The sequence below is a fragment of the Dactylosporangium sp. NPDC051485 genome (assembly GCF_040682015.1).
GTDB lineage: Bacteria > Actinomycetota > Actinomycetes > Mycobacteriales > Micromonosporaceae > Dactylosporangium.
Genome location: NZ_JBFAZW010000056.1, coordinates 56,595 through 72,381, shown reverse-complemented (window position 1 = coordinate 72,381; position 15,787 = coordinate 56,595). Strand labels below are relative to the sequence as shown.

Here is a 15,787-nt window from a genome sequence, read left to right as displayed (position 1 = left end):
CCGTTACGAGGCAACGGTCACCGTCGCCTCGATCGTGATCTGGCTCCGCGCCAAACCTGACCGCACTCCTTCAAGATCCGTCAGATAAGCCCTAGCGCACGCCGGCGCGCATGCGTTCAGGCATGACGTCGCACAGTAAGCGGTAGGTCTCTTTGTCTAGATCCTCCGGGACCTCAGCATCGCGGGCAGTTATCAGGTCTTCAAGGATGTGGTCGAGTTCTGCGGAGTTTCCCTCTGCGGCGGCAACGCGAAGGAGGTCGCGCCAGGAAATGTCGTTGGCTCGTTCAGGGTCTACGAGCCAGGCTTGTTCGACGGCCCATCGGGCGCCGGGGATGTCGCCGCCGTCGAGACTGAGTTCGACGAGGCGGTGGGAAGTGTCCACGACGGCGGCGGCGAGGTGGTGGGGCTGAATCTCGGATGTTGGAAGCCACACGAAAGGGTTGCGGGCAACGGACGAGTAGGCGATGTCCGCGCCGGCGAGAGGGGCGCCGCGGACGAGGGCGAGCGCGGCGCGGAGGTCACTAATTCCTGCTGGCCCCCGGCTCTCACCGCGGCTTCGCAGCCGCCGGAACAGCGTCCAGTCCAGGAGGTACCCCTCGCGGAGCCGGTACCGGCGGTCGGCGGTCGCGTCGGGCAGCCATGGGTCGCCGTCCGGGGTTTCGCCAAGCCAGCGGCGTGCACGGGCGACGGCGACGCGACGGGTGTTGGCCTTGACCTGCTGCTCAGGCCAGATCGCATCGTCGAACTGGTCGGTGGTGACTCCGTGCTGGCCGCGGACTGCGAGGTAGGTGATGATCTCGGCGTAGAACCGGAGGCGTTCGTCGGGCAGTTGCCCGGGCGCTTCGACGGTGACCGGGCCGAGGATGGCAATGCGCGGTCGTGTCGGATCGGCGTCGCTCCAGGCGCGGAGATCAGCGTCGAGCGTGGGGTCGTGGTGGCGGTGTCCTCGGACGGCAGCGGTGACCCGTTTGCGGGCCGGCTGTGGTCCAACCAGCGCGACCACCGCTGGCCGCGCTGTGACACCGCCGGGCTCGGCGCCGCCTCCGTTCGACGGCGAGGTAGCTCGCGCGGCATCAGCTGCGTTGGTTTGATCTTGGTGTTGGTTCCCGGACGACGGCTCGGCCGAAGAATCGTCGGGTCCTGGGGCGTCGTCGTCGGCAGGGTCTGCTTCGTCGTCAGACTCGAATGGCAGGCTGATGCTGGTGTCGATGAGTGCTCCGGCCGTGTCGCTCCCGCGCGCCCACGGGTAGCTCTCGGTGGCTGGTGGTACCGCCGCCCACTCGTCTACGCCGTCGCCGTCGCCGTGACCGAGTGTAGGAACACCCCGGCGGGCAGTCGTGAGGAGATCGGCGAGCGGGCTCAGCTCGGCGCGTGGCAGCTGGGCGGCATCAACGCCGTCCATGCCGAGAAACGCAATGTTCAACACGCCGTCGGCATCGACAGCTACAGGCCAGCGCCCGATCGGGCCACTGCTGGCCACGGCCACCGCAACAGCGCATCTGCCGATGGCGGTGAGATCGCTGTCAAGGGCCTCCAGGGCGGCCACTTCGTCGGGCTTCGGTTGGTTCACCAGCAGGATCTGCGGCATCCACGCGTCGGCGGCAACGTCGCCGACGCGTCCGGCCAGTGGGTCGCCGGCATCGAGGTGATCGAGTGACTGGACGACTTGCCCAGCGCGCCGCCGGATGCGTTCGATGGCGATCGAAACGCTGGGCGCGGCGGTGAGGCGTTCGCTGCTCAGCGCCAGCAGCTCGCCGGTTTCTTCGCCGCCGAACCCAGCGATGTGGACGTCGACGTGGTCGCTCCAGCTGTTGAGCGCGAGTTCGGCGGCGAGGTAGCGCAGCAGGTTGCCGCTGGTGGCCGGGTCCCCCGTGATGGCGAGAAGGCCGAGCCGTTCCAGGTCGAGGAGCAGATGCATCCCGGGGCGTGAACCGACCGCGACAAGGGCAGGTAGCGGTGCGAGCTGGCCATCGCACTCCGGCAGCGATGCGTCACCCGGGAGGGTCCAGGACAGGCCGTCGCTGGTCCATGGGTGGGGCGCGTCTGCGTGTGGGCTGGTCAGCAGGAGGTTGACCTCCGTGCCGCCCAGCCAGGCACCGACGATGTCGGGCATCTGGTCGGTGGTGCGGCCGGCGAGCTGCATTGCCAGGGCGCGCAAGGCGTGATCCAGGCGGTCCACCGCGGCCGGCTCGGCTACGACGCGCATGTGTGTCTCCGTTGTAGGGCTGGCCGGTTCAGGCAGGCGGCGTCCAACTGGACGGTGCTGCTGCTGGCGCTGGCGGCGGCGGACGAGCACCCGCAATGTCAGGGTCGCGAGCAGCGCGGCTCCGATGAGCGGCGCACCGATGCGGAGGACGGTGTCGAAAAGCCCGGCCTCGCCGGTCTGCTCCGAATGGGCGGCGGCGGGGGCCGTGGAATCGGACGGCTGGCCCGCCGCCGGAGATGCTGATCCAGTCTGCGAGGTTGTGCTCGGTCGCGGACTCGTACTCGTGCTCACCGATGCGCTGGGGGAAGCCGTGGCGGTTGCCGTTGGGCTCGGCGAAGTGGCGGGCGGCGACGTGCTGGTCGACCCGTCGGAGTCGGAGGCACCCGAGTCGGTACCGGGATCACCGGGTTGGGTGACCGGCGGAGTTGGCGGCGCGGCGGTCAGCGTGCCGGTGGCGTGGCTTGTCGGGCCCCGATCGTGGGCGTCCGCGGGGAGCGTGAGGCGCCAGCCGCGTTCGATGTGGTCTGGTCCGTGGACGCCGGCGGTATCGGTGATGAGGTGGGGGTTGAGCGCTGCGATCTCCGGGTAGCGTTCGGGATCGCCCAAGAAGCGTTCGGCGACGTACCAGAGCCAGTCGCCCTTGTGCACCTCGTACACCGGCGCGGCGCTCGGCGCAGACGAGCTCAACGCAACCGGCACCATCGCAACCGATGTCGCCGTGTTGGTCGGGATTCGGACGGTCCAGCCTGGGTAGACGCGGGTATCGCCCGGCTTGAGGACCTGGCCACCGGGTTGTGCGATGCCGTAGGTGGCCTCAGCGATGGTCCGCCACTGGTACCTATCGCCGAGATACCGCTCGGCAAGGGTCGGCATCTGCTCACCAGGCTGGACGACGTGGTCAATGTATTGGTTCGGCACTTCCACGTTGCCGGTGATGGTGGCGTCGCTCGTTGCGTTCGCGGTGGCCGGCAGGATCGACACCGCCGCGGGCGGCGCCGCGACGGGTGCTGCTGTCGCGGCCAAAGCTGGAGAGCTGAACATCATGGTGATGGCGGTGACCAGGCCGGCGGCGGTGCGTCGTTGCCAACCCCAGACGGGAAGTCGCCAGCCGCGCCATTGAGCCATGACCTCGGCGAACACGGACCAGGTGAATAGGGCCCAGGCCAGCCAGCCGACCAGGCACAAGGTGCGGACGAACACGGTCCCGTCGTCTGGGCCGGTCAAGTCCCGCACGGACGGCAACGGCGGCCCGAGAACCTGCCATGCGACTAGCAGCACAAGCGGTACAGCGGCGACGAGCGCCGCGATGGCGGTCAGTGCCGCGAGACCGGCCAGGATGTGGCGGACCTGGTGTGCCCGCCGTCGCTTCCGGGTGATGTTGCGTGGCATGGTTGCTCCTCTCCTCGGCTCGGCGTTGCAGGATGCAGCTAGGTGGCGACCAGAACGGTTGTGGCGTGTCCGGTCGCGGTGAGCGAGTTGATGCCGATCAGGCCGAGGAACAGGGTGGTGTAGGTGATCGTTACGGTGACGGTGACGTGTTTGCGGTCCGGCGCGATGTCGACGACGCCCGTGACGCCAGCGGCGGCGAGGTAGTTTTGCGCGGCGGCCACTGCCGCGGCGGGATCGACGACCTTGTCGCCACCTTCGATCGCTTGCGGCGCCAGGATTGCCTGCCCGGCCGCGCGAGCTGCTTCGCTGGCGACGTTGTCGGCCCGTTGCATCGCGCGGATCTTGCCGCCGCCGTCGACGGAGAGCCCGATCATGAGGAGGACGGCGAACGCCAGCACGAGCGCCAACAGCGCGATGCGGCCGTCGTCGTTCCGCTGGAAGCGGCTGAGCCGTGGCACTTTTGTCATGTGCGTGTCCGGAAGGTGTCGAGGACGCTCACGAACGTCGCGTTGAGCGTTCGCGAACCTGGAAGACCGTCAACGACGATGTCGCTGAGGTCGACGACACAGGTGATGGACGCGGCGACGGTGGCTGGTTGACCGACCGGTACGGCGAAGCCGCTGGTGTCGACGACGACCGTGAGCTGCGAGCAGTGCAGTCCCTGTTGATCGAGGGCGGCACTGGCAGCGCTGTAGGCGTCGGCGCGGGCCTGGCCTTCGGTCCGAGCAATCGACGCAGCACGGGCAGCATCGTGCGCGGCCCCCTCGATGGCGCCGCCTGCGACTTGGATGCGCCCGCCTGCAATGGCCACACCGACCAGCGCGAGAAGGACCGGTGCCAGCATTGCCGCCTCGATCGCTGCCGAGCCACAGTCGCTCGAACAGCGCTGCCGGTCACGTCGTGCGGTCATGGGCTGGTCACCCGCTCAACGGTGCCGTGGGCGGTTGCGTGGACGCCGATTACGGCGCAGAACCCGGGCACGATCGACAGGCAGTGTCCGTCGACGGTCGCCTGCACAGTACGACCATCGCTGGTGACGGTGATCCTGACGTCGGACAGACTGTCGCCGGCCGAGGCGATGAACGCCTCTGCTTCCGTCTGTCCAGCGCCAGGTGCAGCGTTGTAGGCGCGTTGGGCGTCAACCGCTTCTTGCGCAGCGGCCACCGCAATGGATCGCGCGTAATAGAAGTTGGCAGCCTGGATGGCCAGGAAGACGACGACGAGCACCGCGGCGGCCGTGATCACGAACTCGATGGACCCGGAGCCGTGGTCATCGCGCTGGCCCCGCCGGGGACGGGGGATCTCCCGGCGGGGTGGTTGCGCGGCACCAGCTGCTGGGCGTTCCGATGTCATGTCGGCTAGTTGATTCCGGGGATCCGGTTGTTGATCGCGATGGTGATGGCGCCGACCACGAGGCCAGCGATGAACAGGGCGAGCAGCGCGAACATGGCCCACTCGATCGATGTGGCGCCACGGTCATCGGCGCGTGCCGCGCGCCAGCGGCGACGCAGCGTGTGCGTTGTTGGTGCGATCGTTTGCATCGTTGCTCCCTTCTCCCCGTCGTGTGACAGAGGAGGTCCTCAGGTGGTGATGAGCCGGTACAGGAACGGATAAGCACCGGCGACGAACAGAACCAAGACCATGAGGCTGGTCGGCATGTACAGCACGGTCGTGGCGGTCTTTGCACGGGCCTTGTCCTTGGCCAGCAAGGCGGAGTTGAGCGACTTCGCGCGGCTGCGCAGGGTGTCGTAGACCGGGGCGCCCTCGTCCCCGGCGAGGGTCATGATGTCGCCGACGTCGCCGAGGTCAGGTACCCCGATCTGGGCGGCGACGTCCTTGAGCCCTTCCCACGGTGGTTCGAGCCGGAGCCGGGAGACGCGCAGGGACTCGCGGATGCGTTCGCAGACCCAGCCGCCGCGGGCTGCTGCGGCTTCGAGGGCTTCCGACGGCCCGCGGGAGGCGGCCATTTGCAGGGCGACGAGGTTGAGGTAGACGGCGACGTGCCGGCTGAACTCCTCGCGGGCCTCTGCTGCTTTCTGGCGAACGGAGACGTCGACCAGGAAGAAGAACACCACGGCGAACACCAGTCCCACAGCAGCTGGGATGATCAGGCCCAGGTGCACGCCGGACAGCGCCAGGATCAGCGAGAAGACCGGCGGGAACAGCAGGCCGATGAGCGGGAATACCAGCTTTTCGGTGAGATACCGCTCCGCGCTGTACCCGATCAGGGCAAGCTCCGCCGCGGGAATGCGGAGCCGGTTGACCAGCGCGCCCAGCGGCCCGCGAACCTGGACCACCGGCCGGCGGTCATCGGCGTTGCCCGCACGCAGCTGACGCAGCGCCGGCCCGAGGGCAGGCACCGCCGGTCGCATTGCCCGGATGATGACCAGGATGCCGAATCCAACCAACGCGCCGGTCAGCAGTACGAACAAGACTCGGACGTTCATCGGGCGGCCGTCCATTCCCGCCGACCGGACGAAGTGATCTTCTGCGGTGTTGCCGGCTGGCGACGTTGTACCGCCGGGACGAGGAATCGACCGTGCCGGATCGCCCGCGTCAGCAGCCGTACCCAGGCGAGCAGTCCGGCAAGGACCAGCATGTTCGCGGCCAGCACGAGCTGCCCGACGAGCATCCCGTACGGCCGCGCGTACGCGGAGCTGAGGAACAGCACGGCCAGGACGAGGAAGGTCAGCGTGGTCATGAACCTCGCCACGAACCGCGGCTCCGCCCGGTCCGCCGCGATGTCTCGCCGCATCGCAACCTCTTCTGCAGCGGTGGTGGCGACCGAGTCCAGCACGTCGGAGAGCCGCTGACCGCGATCGCTGACGTGCAGCATCAGCGATGCGATCACTTCGTCGGCCCGGAAGTCGTCCAGTTTGTCGGCGAACCGTTCCAAGGCGATCTCGGGATCGGTGCCGGCTTGCAGGTCAGCGGCGAGATCGGCGACCTGCGCGGCGATCGGGGCCGGTGCGGTCCGGGCACTGTTGATGATCCCCGAGATCAGGCCGTGTCCGGTCAGGACGAGATTCTTCAGCCGGCGGGTCCAGACTTCCAACCCTTCCAACGCCTCGATCACCTCGCGTTCCCGCGCACCGACGGTGTAGAGCAGCGGGGTCACCAGCACGGCGGCTCCAGCGGTCAACCCGCCGACCGGCCAGCCCGTGTAGAGCCAGACGGCGATGGTCGCGACGATGGCCAACCCGATCAGGAGCCGCCGGACGTTCCGCTCCCGGGCCGAGAGCCCGACGCCGAGCATGGCCTTCAATCTTCTGGTGAGTGCCGAGGGTGGCCGGGCAGGTTGGTGCGTTCCGATCGCCGCGACGACGAGGACGGTCGCGCCGGCGAGCAGACCTGCCGCCGCCACCGCGGCCAACAGCGCCGGGCTCATCGGCCACCGCCGACGATGGTGCGCAGCGGCTGTGTCCACATGCCGTCGGTCTGGTTCAGCCAGTCGAGGTCGAATCCTGTGCGGAGCAGTTGGGCGCGGGACTTCTGTGGGTGGACCTTCGGGCGTGCCCGCCCGTCGGGCCCAGGGCCGAAGATCGCCTGGGTGGTGGGTTGCAGTCCGTCGCCCATGCCCACGACTTCGACAACGTGGCTGACGAATCGGTGCTGCTGACCGCCGATCGGTCGCTCGTCGATGATGTCGCAGTAGATGATGTAGTCCAATGCGTTGACTACCGTGAGCCAGGCGCCGGTCAGGGAGTTCGCGGCGCCGTAGCGCATCAGCAGCTCGGCGATGCGTAGCAGCACGCCGTCGGCGTGACGGACGTGCAGCGTGCACATGGAGCCGCGCATGGTGTTCATCGCGTCGAACATCGGCACGATCTCGGCCGCGCGCACCTCCCCGACCAATACCCGCCGCATCGACAATCGCAGCGTATCCGGGAAGAGCTGCTCCAGGGACACCTCACCAGTTGGGCGGCCGTCCGGTCCGAGTTCGCCGTGCCCTTCGCGTGCCTCGATCGGCAGCACCCAGTCGAACTCGCCGGTCTCGTGCAAGCCGAGTTCGAGCTCGGACTCCATCGTGGCGAACCATTCGGTGCGCGGGATTTCCGTCGCCATGGCCCGCATCAAGGTGGTCTTACCCGAGCCGGGCGGCCCGGCGAGGATGACGTTGAGGTTGGCACGGACGATCGCGGCCAGGAAGTGCCGCAACACGGGGTCAATGGAGACCAGGCTGACCATGTCGTCGAGGTTGACGCGCTTCGTGCGGTGCCGCCGGGTCACGATGACCGGTGCCGGCGTGACCACGTGCATCGCCGCGAGCCGGTTGCCATTCGGCAACCGCATGTGCAAGGTGGGTTTCGACGCTGTCAGGGCCCGCTCGTTGCGCTGGCCTACCGAGGCGATGCGCTGGATCGTCTGCAACAGCTCGTGGTCGTTCGCGGCTGCCGGCGGACCTGTCTCGACCCGCCCGTCGGCGTACTCGATCCGCACCCGCTGATGACCGAGCACGATGACGTTCTCGACATCGGGGTCATCGGTGGCCGGCTGGAGACGGCCCAGTCCGAACAGGTACGCCAACACCATGTCCAGGAGCCGCTGCTCGTACTCATCGGCGACCCGCTCGCCGGTCTGGCGGCGAGCGTCGATGTGGGCGCGAACGACCTGCGCTGCGATGTCCTCACCGATCGCGCGACGGTCCTCGGGGCTCTGGTCGGTATTGCCGCGGAACTCCGCCGCGAGCAGCTGCGCGGCCTGCTCGTGCAGTGCACGCACGACCGTGTCGTCGAGCGGGGGGACGGACCGCGATGACCGCGCACGTTCCTCGAGCGCATCCGGCGGTGGTGGCGGTGCGGTGTAGCGGCCATTGATCTGTGCACGGACGGCCGCGCCCAATGCCGTCGGGTCAGGTCGGCGACCGTTGCTGTTGCCGTTGTTGCGCGCGTCAGTGGACAACGTCGGCCTCCTCGTCAACGCGACGACGGCCCAGAACCGCCGGTGTTGCGGCAGGGAGGCGGTCTTCCTCGGAGATCCGCCGGATTGCGGGATCGACTCGACCGGCGGCGCGGAGCAGCCGGCCATGACGGGGTGTGATGCCTTGGCTCAGAGCGTCGGCACTCCTGGTGTCGTCCGGCAGCGCCGCTGCGACGGGGGTGCGCAGTTCCAGCGCCAGCTCCTTCGTGCGGTAGCTACCGTCGCCGACCGTGACAAGCGCTACCGGTGGACGGCCCGGCTGGAGCAGATGCTGCAGCGCTGCGGAGGCGGCGCGGGCGCTGATGAGCGTCGGGCGCAGCACCAGCAGGACGAGGTCGGCCTTCGTGATGAGCGGGGTTGCTGGGTGAGCTGCGGCGAGTCGGCCGCAATCGGCGATGACGTCGTACTCCTCGGCACCGTCGCGGATCATCGGCAGCTGTGCTGCGAGCTGGTCCCAGCCGGCCGCTTGGCCAGTGCGTTGCGGTTCGCCCCAGGTGGCGGCCTGTGCCGGGTCGGCCAAACCGGGGAGCAGCAGCTTGGTCCTCGCCGAGTCCCCGTCAGGTGCCAGGTCGACCAGTTCGTTCCACAGCGTGTTGGCGGTCAACGGCCGCCGGGCCAGCGTCGAGGTCAACCGGTCCAGCCCGCGACCGTCGAGGGCAACCTCGCACAGGAACCCTGCCGCGAGGTCACCTCCGGCCGGGTCGCACTCGGCCAGCAGCACACGTCGTGGCCAGCGCAGCGCCAAGGCGAGCGCTGTTGTGGTGGCGCCCGGTGAACCTTTCGCTGAGCACACCGCGATCAGGGCCATCATCAGCTCCTCGTCGTCACGACGAGCACGATGCGGCCGGCCGCAGCCATCGCCGCCACCACCGATCCGTCGGCCGTCGCCACCGCCACGTCCACCCGCACGTTGCCGTTGGTCGCCGGCCCCGACGTCCCGGCCACGGTGGCCGGGATGCTGGATGGCTGCGCCGCGGGCGTGCTGCTCTGCGGGTCCGGGACGCCGGCGAGGCCGGTCGGCGGGACGACCACCAGCACGACCGCGTCGCCGGGCTTCAGCGCGCGTGCCGGCAGCTGTCCGGGTTTGAGCTCGATGCCGATCAGCTGCTGACCGGGTGCCGGAACGGCGGTCTTCGTCAGCTGGTCCTGGGTCAGCAGCGTGCCCGGATAGAGCTCGGCCGCCGCGTGTTGCCCGACCACCTGCGCACGCTGCGCCGCGGGGATCGGGTTCAGACCGACAGCCGCATTGACGTTGATGACGGCGAGATCGCTGTCTTGGATGGCGGCGCCATAGGCCACCCTGTGACTCACGGCCAAATACGGATGGGTCATGCCGTCCTGGACGACGAGGAGGTACGCCCCGACGGAGCCGAGCACGACCAGGACGACGCCGAGCGCCCACATGCCCAGGCTGCGTCGCCGAGGCAACCGGGCCAGCGAGGTCGACGCAGCGACCGGGGGTGCGCTCGCAGCGTCGACGATGCTGCGGTTGATGGTGCTCATTGGGTCACCGCCTGAATCTCGCCGATTTCAACGCTGCTCTGCGCCTGGCTGGTCGGGTTAAGCACGCCGGTCTGCCCACCGCCGGACCATGTGACAGTCCAGTACGTCGTGGCGGTGAGCTGATATCTCCCATGCGGGTGTGTGGTGGTGCTCGACGGCACGGTGTACCGGTAACCGCACGTGGGCGAGTCGGTGTTGCCGTAGCTCGCGGCGTAGGGCGTGCCCGGATTCGCGCAGGTCGTGGTGTGGCCGTCGCCCATGTTCCAGACGATCCGCGACGCCTTCGCGGTGATGGTGACGGTGATCGCCCCGCCGCTCGCGCTGGCCGACTGCGGGCCCCAGGTCTCCGGTGTGACGGCCGTCCACATCCACACCGGCAGGCCGACCGCGCCGCTGCCGCCGGGTTGGGGAGCGATGCCAATCTGCGCTCCCCGCAGGTGCAGCTTCGCCAGCGCCTGCTGCGCCAGCTGCGCCGGAGTCGGGCCGGTATCCGGCGGGTTGGGGTTCCAGTAGTAGACCTGGGTCACGTAGTCGCTGCCGGGGCTCTGATAGCAGGTCTTGGTGCCCCAAGCACCGGTGGCAGGGTCCTGGCCGCCGGGCGGCGGAGCCAGCGGCGGCGGGACCATGGCCTTCCAGTAGCAGCCGCCGCCCATGTAGGTGCCGAACTGCGGGTCGGTGCACGGCATCTTCTGCCCATTCCAGGTGCACCCCGACCCGCCTCCACCACCTCCGCCGCCACCACCATCCCCGCCGCCGTCGCCTGGCCGATGGCCATCGGACCAGCACCACGGGTCGACGCTCGTATCGCAGTCCCCGCCGCCGCCTGGACCTGCCAGGAACACCGATTGCATTGCCACCGCTGCGCTTGCGCCGCCAACCGCCAGCAGCGTTCCTGCGGCAGCCACACCCACAATGAGGCCCAGGGCCGAACGAAGCCGGGCCGCTAGCATGGATCCGTCCCGCCTTCAGCTTTGTTGACCAGCCACTGGCCGGTCTGGTAGCGCCACACCGTGGCGACGGTGGACACCTTGGGGTTCTTGATAGCGCTGTTGGGCACGGGGCTGCTATTGCTCTTGTAGACCAGCTTCAAGGCGCTGTAGTCCAGACATGCATGGATGGTGACGACTGGCTGGGCCGCGTCGACATCGGCCTGCGTACTCACAATCCTTGCCGTCTGAGCGCCAACCTGGACCTGGCCGTTGTCGCGGAGCCGCTGGATGTTGTGCCGCGTCAGGCTCAGCAGAGGGTCGGCGACATACCGGGCCAGATCGGCGTTGTTCGGGTCCGCAGCTTGCGAAGCGATGGCCCAGTACTCGATGTATCCCTGGTACGCCGCGGTCGCCGCCTGCACCGCTTGTGCGACCCTCGGGTCGGCCGTTGGGCTGGGCGACGGCGCGCTGGCCGCCGGACTGGCACTCCCCGGCGTCGCCGGCCCCTTGTCGGTGCACGCGCTCAACGTGCAGCCGGCCATCGCGAGCGCAACCAACGCAGGCGCAGGGTGCAAGCGGCGGATCATGTGAGCCTCCTAGGCAGAACGGCGAACGCAGCGCTGGTGCGCATGCGACTGACCTGGCTCCGACACCGCAGCTTGGCGTGGCCATGCCAGGTCATTCCGCCATCGTGCCTGTTCGATGCGTCCTGGAGGGGCCCGAACCGGAGCCGGGCAGTCCCCTTCACTTGCGTCAGATTGCGGGCCCCTCTTGGGCCGGACACGTCCCCCCGTGCGAGCATTCATCCACCTCCAGCTGCAAGTTGCAGCACCGTTCACAAGGTCATACCTCGCATTGCAGTCGAGCCGCCACGGTCCGCAATCGCCGTACCGTGAGATCCGTCCCTACAGGTGCGCACTTTGAGGTGTGGAGAGTTCGCCGATTCACTCATCTCTTCGGGTGTTGCCCCTCCCTGCCGCGTAGGTCCACACTGACCGCAACACGGCGCCGCGGATTTACCGCCGTGCATGGACAGTCCGATGCCGCGAGGGGGCCAATCGGTGGCCGAGCCCATCACTATTGAGGTCCTGGGATCAGCGCTCGACCTGATCGGACGACCGCTCATGCTGGAGGCGCTCGCCGTGGTCGCGGACGGGAAGCCACTGCCCGACGCGGCGCCCAGCGGGGCGGATACCGGGTTGTTCCTCGATGAGTTCAAGGCGCTGCGCGTGCTGGGGATGGTGGAATCAGTCGAGGGATCGGTAGCGGGTCTGTACGCACTGACGCCCCCCGGACGCGCGCTGATGGACCTCCTCGACACCCTGGCAGCATCGATTACCCGCACGTCGACAGCTGCTTACTCAATCTCGTGACGCCCGAACGACCGTTTTATTCGGTATGTCGATTGTGTGCGGAATCGCAGGATCCGCATAATCCGTACGTATCAGTGCGCGTCGCATCCATCACAAACATTTTCCCTTGACAGCGCCGCTGCGCCTTGTGACCTTGAAGGCTGCGCATGACCTAACTCACGCCGTATCACGCGGCGTCGAGCGGCGGGGGCTGAGGGGGAGCTGCGTGGATTCATCGCATGTGCAGAACGCGAGAGAGATCTTCGCCCGCAAGTGGGACCTCGTCGTCCTCACGCATCTGTCCGAAGGACCACTCCGGTATACGCAACTCGCGCGTGCGATTCGCAAGGAGTACCCAGAACTCACTGAAGGGGTGTTGAGCAAGACGCTACGACGTTTGACTGGCGATGGACTGGTTCACCAGGTCCCGCTCTCACGATCGCAGCGTGCACACGCCCTCACCACGGACGGCCGTTCGATTGTCGGCGTCCTGGTCCAGATCAGCGAACTCTACGACAAGTACCGCCGGCCTGATCCTTCCGCCGACGGGTCCGAGACCGATGATCCCGAGGATGAGTCGGACGAGAAACGATGAGTTAACCGCCGGATCAACATTTAGGCGGTGTCTCAGATGGTGGCCTTGGTCAGTCGGCGGTAGCAGATGAGGATGCAGCCGAGGTCGGCGAAGGCTTGGAAGTGGTCTGCTTTGCGTTCATAGCGGCGGCCGAGGCGACGGTTGTTCATCAGCCACGACAGGCACGCCTCGACGATCCAGCGGTGACGACCCAGCCGTTGCGAGGACTCGATGCCCTTGCGGGCGATCCGCACGGTGATGCCACGGCGGCGGACCTCGGCACGGATCGCTTTGTGGTCGTACGCCTTGTCGGCGTGCAGCTTTGCGGGCCGCCGGCGGGGCCGTCCGCCGCGGGAGCGGGTCGGGGCGACGGAGTCCAGCAGCGGGAACAGTAGCTGCGCGTCGGGGGTGTTCGCTGCGGAGATGAGCACGCTGAGCGGAACCCCGCGCCGATCGCACAGGATGTGGATCTTCGATCCTGGTTTGCCGCGGTCGACCGGGTTTGGCCCGGTCAGGTCCCCCTTTTCAGGGCTCGGACGCTGATCGAGTCCACCACCGCCCGAGACCAGTCGATCCCACCGGCCAGGTTCAGCCGGTCCAGTAACTGTTGATGCAGCCGTTCCCACAGCCCGTCCCGGGTCCAGGCGCCGAACCGCCGATGTACGGTCGGGCGGGAGACACCGAACAACGCCGCTGGCAGTTTCCGCCAGGAACAGCCGGCCTGCACCATGTACACGATCGCGGCCAGGACCGCCCGGTCGTCAGCCCGACGTTTCCCGCCGCCCTGTGGCCGCTTGGCCTGTTGCGGGATCAACGGCCCGGCAATCTCCCAGAAGTCGTCCGGCGCCCACGTTCCCACCATGTCATCAACCACATCGGCCACGAAACGAAGGTCATGCCCGAGGCCGGGGCCTCACCATCTGAGACACGCCCTTAACAGGCTATTCTTCGCGTGCCGTCGGCGGCAACGATGTCATGCAGCAACGACGCAACTCCGGGGAACTGCGCTGCCTTTCCGCAGCGTAATGTGCGATCCGCGCCCGTCGGCATGGCCGCGCCGACGGACATTATTTACCGAGCTGAACTGTGCGGCGCTTGACTGGCTCCAGATTGGTACGAACGGCGGTTTCGCCAGGTCCGGCTGGCGATGCCCATCCGCAAGTCCGCAGTGTTGTGAGCCTCCACGGCAAGATCGGCGATTGCTTCGACGGTTCGCGCTCCCGATCCACCCGAATGCCCCGACGTCGACGACGTTGACAATGCCGCGCCACTCGGTTCGTGCATCCTGGCACGCACCTGACGGTGCGGATTCCACGGACCGTGGCGGAGTGGGCGCTCGACGCGATACGACAGGGCTGCCATGTCGGCGCGTTTCTGGAGGTCCGGTTGTCTGTGCGGAGGAACGGGACTACCGCGTTGCCGGGCCGGCGCCGGGCCGAAGCCGCCCGCGTCGGCCGGCGCCCCGGCTCGACCGGTGCCGCTGGCCTTCGAGGTGCCGGGATTGAGGGCGCCAACGGCCGCAGATTCCTAGGTGTACTGGTGCGCGTCGTGTGCTGCGCGGTCTTGCTGACGCCATTGCTGCGCTGGACGATCGTGCGTCACTCGGTTTCGGCTTGCCGATCGTGGCGGCGCGCCTGCCCGCGATGCTCAACGCCGCTTGGTCTCTGGGGGGACACGGCGTCGATCACACCTCGGGCGCGATGCGGTGTCTGCGGTCAGCGGCTCGGTCCGCCGCCGTGGACGGTTGAGCTGGTGTTCGTCGCTTCGTTGGCTTTGCTGGTGGTGGCGGGCATACGGGACCTGGCGTTCGTGGCGTTCGGTTGGTGGAGTGCTGTGGGGACGGTGCTGCTGTTCGTGGACCTGGCTGTGCAACGGCTACCAGCCAGGCTGTGCTATCTGGCTGCGGGCGGCCTCGGGGCACTGCTCCTGGGCCACGCTGCAGCTGTGAACGATTTCGAACCCTGGCTGCGGCTCGTGTTCGGGGGGCTGGGCTCCGCCGCGGTGGTGGCTATCTGCTCCATGGTGGCTCCCACAACGGTCAGGTGGGGTGACGTGCGGTTCGCGTTGGCGATAGGCGGTGCTGCGGCGTGGGCCGGCTGGTTGGCGTTGTACGCGATGGCGTTGCTGGCTACCGGCGCGGCGGCCGTGGTCGGCATAGGACTCGTCGTGGCGCGGCGCGCTACGCGCAAGACTCATTTGCCACAAGGACCGTTCTGGTTTCTGGCTGCACTCGTCGTGGTCACCGTGGTGGGCATGTAAGGGCAGCTTCGGATCAGGTCAGCGTTGGGAGCCACTACAACGGAGACCGGTCCTCGCAAGACCGGTGAACATGGCAAATTATTCGCCGCGTTGAAAAACTGCGGGATTCTGCAACGGAGCCCGGTTCGGCATTGCCGGCGAGGGGCGGGGAAGCCGCCTGACTGCACGAAGCCATTCTACAACGGAGACCGGCGGCGCCCAGGCCGACGATTCTTAACGGCATGCGGACTTAGTGAGCGGCCGACAATCTAGACGGGCTTTGTAGGTCAATTAGAAATGATGAAGTCGCGCGGTTTGCCGTCCATCATGGCACTGCAACGGAGACCGGCCGGGCAGGGCCGGTAAAGCTGGTCCCGTGTTCCCACCACGGCGGCGTCTGCTGGCCACGACGGAGACCAGCCGCAAAGACTGGCGAAGATCGTGAGCGATGGACCTCAAAGGCGGACGGTTCGCGCTACAACGGAGACCGGCTACGCGGACCGGTGAATGTACTACAGTTGAGAGCAAAAGGCATCTGCCGCATGCTGCAACGGAGATCGGCCACGCAGGCCGATGCAAGTGCCACAGTGGTTCGCCCGGCCTATAGGCATTGCCGCTTCAACGGAGACCGGCCGCGTAGGCCGATGAAGGGACTTCCCGGATCCCTTGATCCTGC

16 protein-coding genes are annotated in these 15,787 nt (G+C 67.8%); 3 read left to right on the top strand and 13 right to left on the bottom strand.

Annotated features, from left to right (window positions below; all coding sequences use genetic code 11):
• Positions 1-91: 91 nt before the first annotated feature.
• The 12 genes from AB0M46_RS28825 to AB0M46_RS28770 form a co-directional block, all read right to left on the bottom strand.
• Complete coding sequence (locus AB0M46_RS28825) at positions 92-3,595, bottom strand: peptidoglycan-binding protein (protein WP_363340909.1); 3,504 nt, start codon at positions 3,593-3,595, stop codon at positions 92-94.
• Between the two features lie 38 nt (positions 3,596-3,633).
• The gene (locus AB0M46_RS28820; protein WP_363340907.1) at positions 3,634-4,053 is read right to left on the bottom strand and encodes a pilus assembly protein TadG-related protein; all 420 of its coding nucleotides are present in this window, start codon (positions 4,051-4,053) and stop codon (positions 3,634-3,636) included.
• A 5-nt stretch (positions 4,054-4,058) separates the two neighbouring features.
• The gene (locus AB0M46_RS28815) at positions 4,059-4,505 is read right to left on the bottom strand and encodes a TadE/TadG family type IV pilus assembly protein (protein ID WP_363340905.1); all 447 of its coding nucleotides are present in this window, start codon (positions 4,503-4,505) and stop codon (positions 4,059-4,061) included.
• The gene (locus AB0M46_RS28810; protein ID WP_363340903.1) at positions 4,502-4,948 is read right to left on the bottom strand and encodes a TadE family protein; all 447 of its coding nucleotides are present in this window, start codon (positions 4,946-4,948) and stop codon (positions 4,502-4,504) included. Before AB0M46_RS28810 ends, AB0M46_RS28815 begins: the two co-directional genes overlap by 4 nt.
• Positions 4,949-4,953: 5 nt before the next feature.
• A complete protein-coding gene (locus AB0M46_RS28805) occupies positions 4,954-5,136 on the bottom strand; it encodes a hypothetical protein (protein ID WP_350615905.1) in 183 nt (60 codons plus the stop codon).
• 39 nt (positions 5,137-5,175) lie between these two features.
• A complete protein-coding gene (locus AB0M46_RS28800; protein WP_363340901.1) occupies positions 5,176-6,042 on the bottom strand; it encodes a type II secretion system F family protein in 867 nt (288 codons plus the stop codon).
• Entirely contained in the window at positions 6,039-6,713 is a 675-nt protein-coding gene (locus AB0M46_RS28795) for a type II secretion system F family protein (protein WP_363340899.1), read from the bottom strand. The genes AB0M46_RS28800 and AB0M46_RS28795 overlap by 4 nt, the downstream gene beginning before the upstream one ends.
• Before the next feature lie 266 nt (positions 6,714-6,979).
• Positions 6,980-8,317, bottom strand: a complete 1,338-nt coding sequence (locus AB0M46_RS28790; RefSeq protein ID WP_363340897.1) for an ATPase, T2SS/T4P/T4SS family — start codon at positions 8,315-8,317, stop codon at positions 6,980-6,982.
• A 169-nt stretch (positions 8,318-8,486) separates the two neighbouring features.
• Positions 8,487-9,323 (bottom strand): ParA family protein, encoded by an 837-nt coding sequence (locus AB0M46_RS28785; RefSeq protein ID WP_363340895.1) that lies wholly within the window; start codon positions 9,321-9,323, stop codon positions 8,487-8,489.
• Between the two features lie 2 nt (positions 9,324-9,325).
• Positions 9,326-10,018, bottom strand: coding sequence for an SAF domain-containing protein (locus AB0M46_RS28780; RefSeq protein ID WP_363340893.1), 693 nt, complete (start codon positions 10,016-10,018; stop codon positions 9,326-9,328).
• Positions 10,015-10,704 carry a hypothetical protein gene (locus tag AB0M46_RS28775; RefSeq protein WP_363340891.1) on the bottom strand — a complete coding sequence of 230 codons (690 nt, stop codon included), beginning with the start codon at positions 10,702-10,704 and terminating at the stop codon, positions 10,015-10,017. Before AB0M46_RS28775 ends, AB0M46_RS28780 begins: the two co-directional genes overlap by 4 nt.
• 257 nt (positions 10,705-10,961) lie before the next feature.
• Complete coding sequence (locus tag AB0M46_RS28770; protein WP_363340889.1) at positions 10,962-11,534, bottom strand: hypothetical protein; 573 nt, start codon at positions 11,532-11,534, stop codon at positions 10,962-10,964.
• A 474-nt stretch (positions 11,535-12,008) separates the two neighbouring features.
• On the opposite strand from AB0M46_RS28770, the gene AB0M46_RS28765 reads away from it, so the two are divergent.
• A complete protein-coding gene (locus AB0M46_RS28765) occupies positions 12,009-12,320 on the top strand; it encodes a hypothetical protein (RefSeq protein ID WP_363340887.1) in 312 nt (103 codons plus the stop codon).
• A gap of 205 nt (positions 12,321-12,525) precedes the next feature.
• Positions 12,526-12,894, top strand: coding sequence for a winged helix-turn-helix transcriptional regulator (locus AB0M46_RS28760; RefSeq protein WP_363340885.1), 369 nt, complete (start codon positions 12,526-12,528; stop codon positions 12,892-12,894).
• A gap of 32 nt (positions 12,895-12,926) precedes the next feature.
• Here AB0M46_RS28760 and AB0M46_RS28755 read toward each other — a convergent pair.
• Positions 12,927-13,735, bottom strand: a protein-coding gene (locus AB0M46_RS28755; RefSeq protein WP_363340883.1) for an IS5 family transposase whose coding sequence is annotated in 2 segments (ribosomal slippage) — positions 12,927-13,397 and positions 13,400-13,735 — 807 coding nt in all. Because the reading frame shifts where the segments join, the coding sequence is not laid out codon by codon here.
• Between the two features lie 890 nt (positions 13,736-14,625).
• Between AB0M46_RS28755 and AB0M46_RS28750 the strand changes: the two genes are divergently transcribed.
• Positions 14,626-15,132 carry a hypothetical protein gene (locus tag AB0M46_RS28750; protein WP_363340881.1) on the top strand — a complete coding sequence of 169 codons (507 nt, stop codon included), beginning with the start codon at positions 14,626-14,628 and terminating at the stop codon, positions 15,130-15,132.
• Positions 15,133-15,787: the final 655 nt, after the last annotated feature.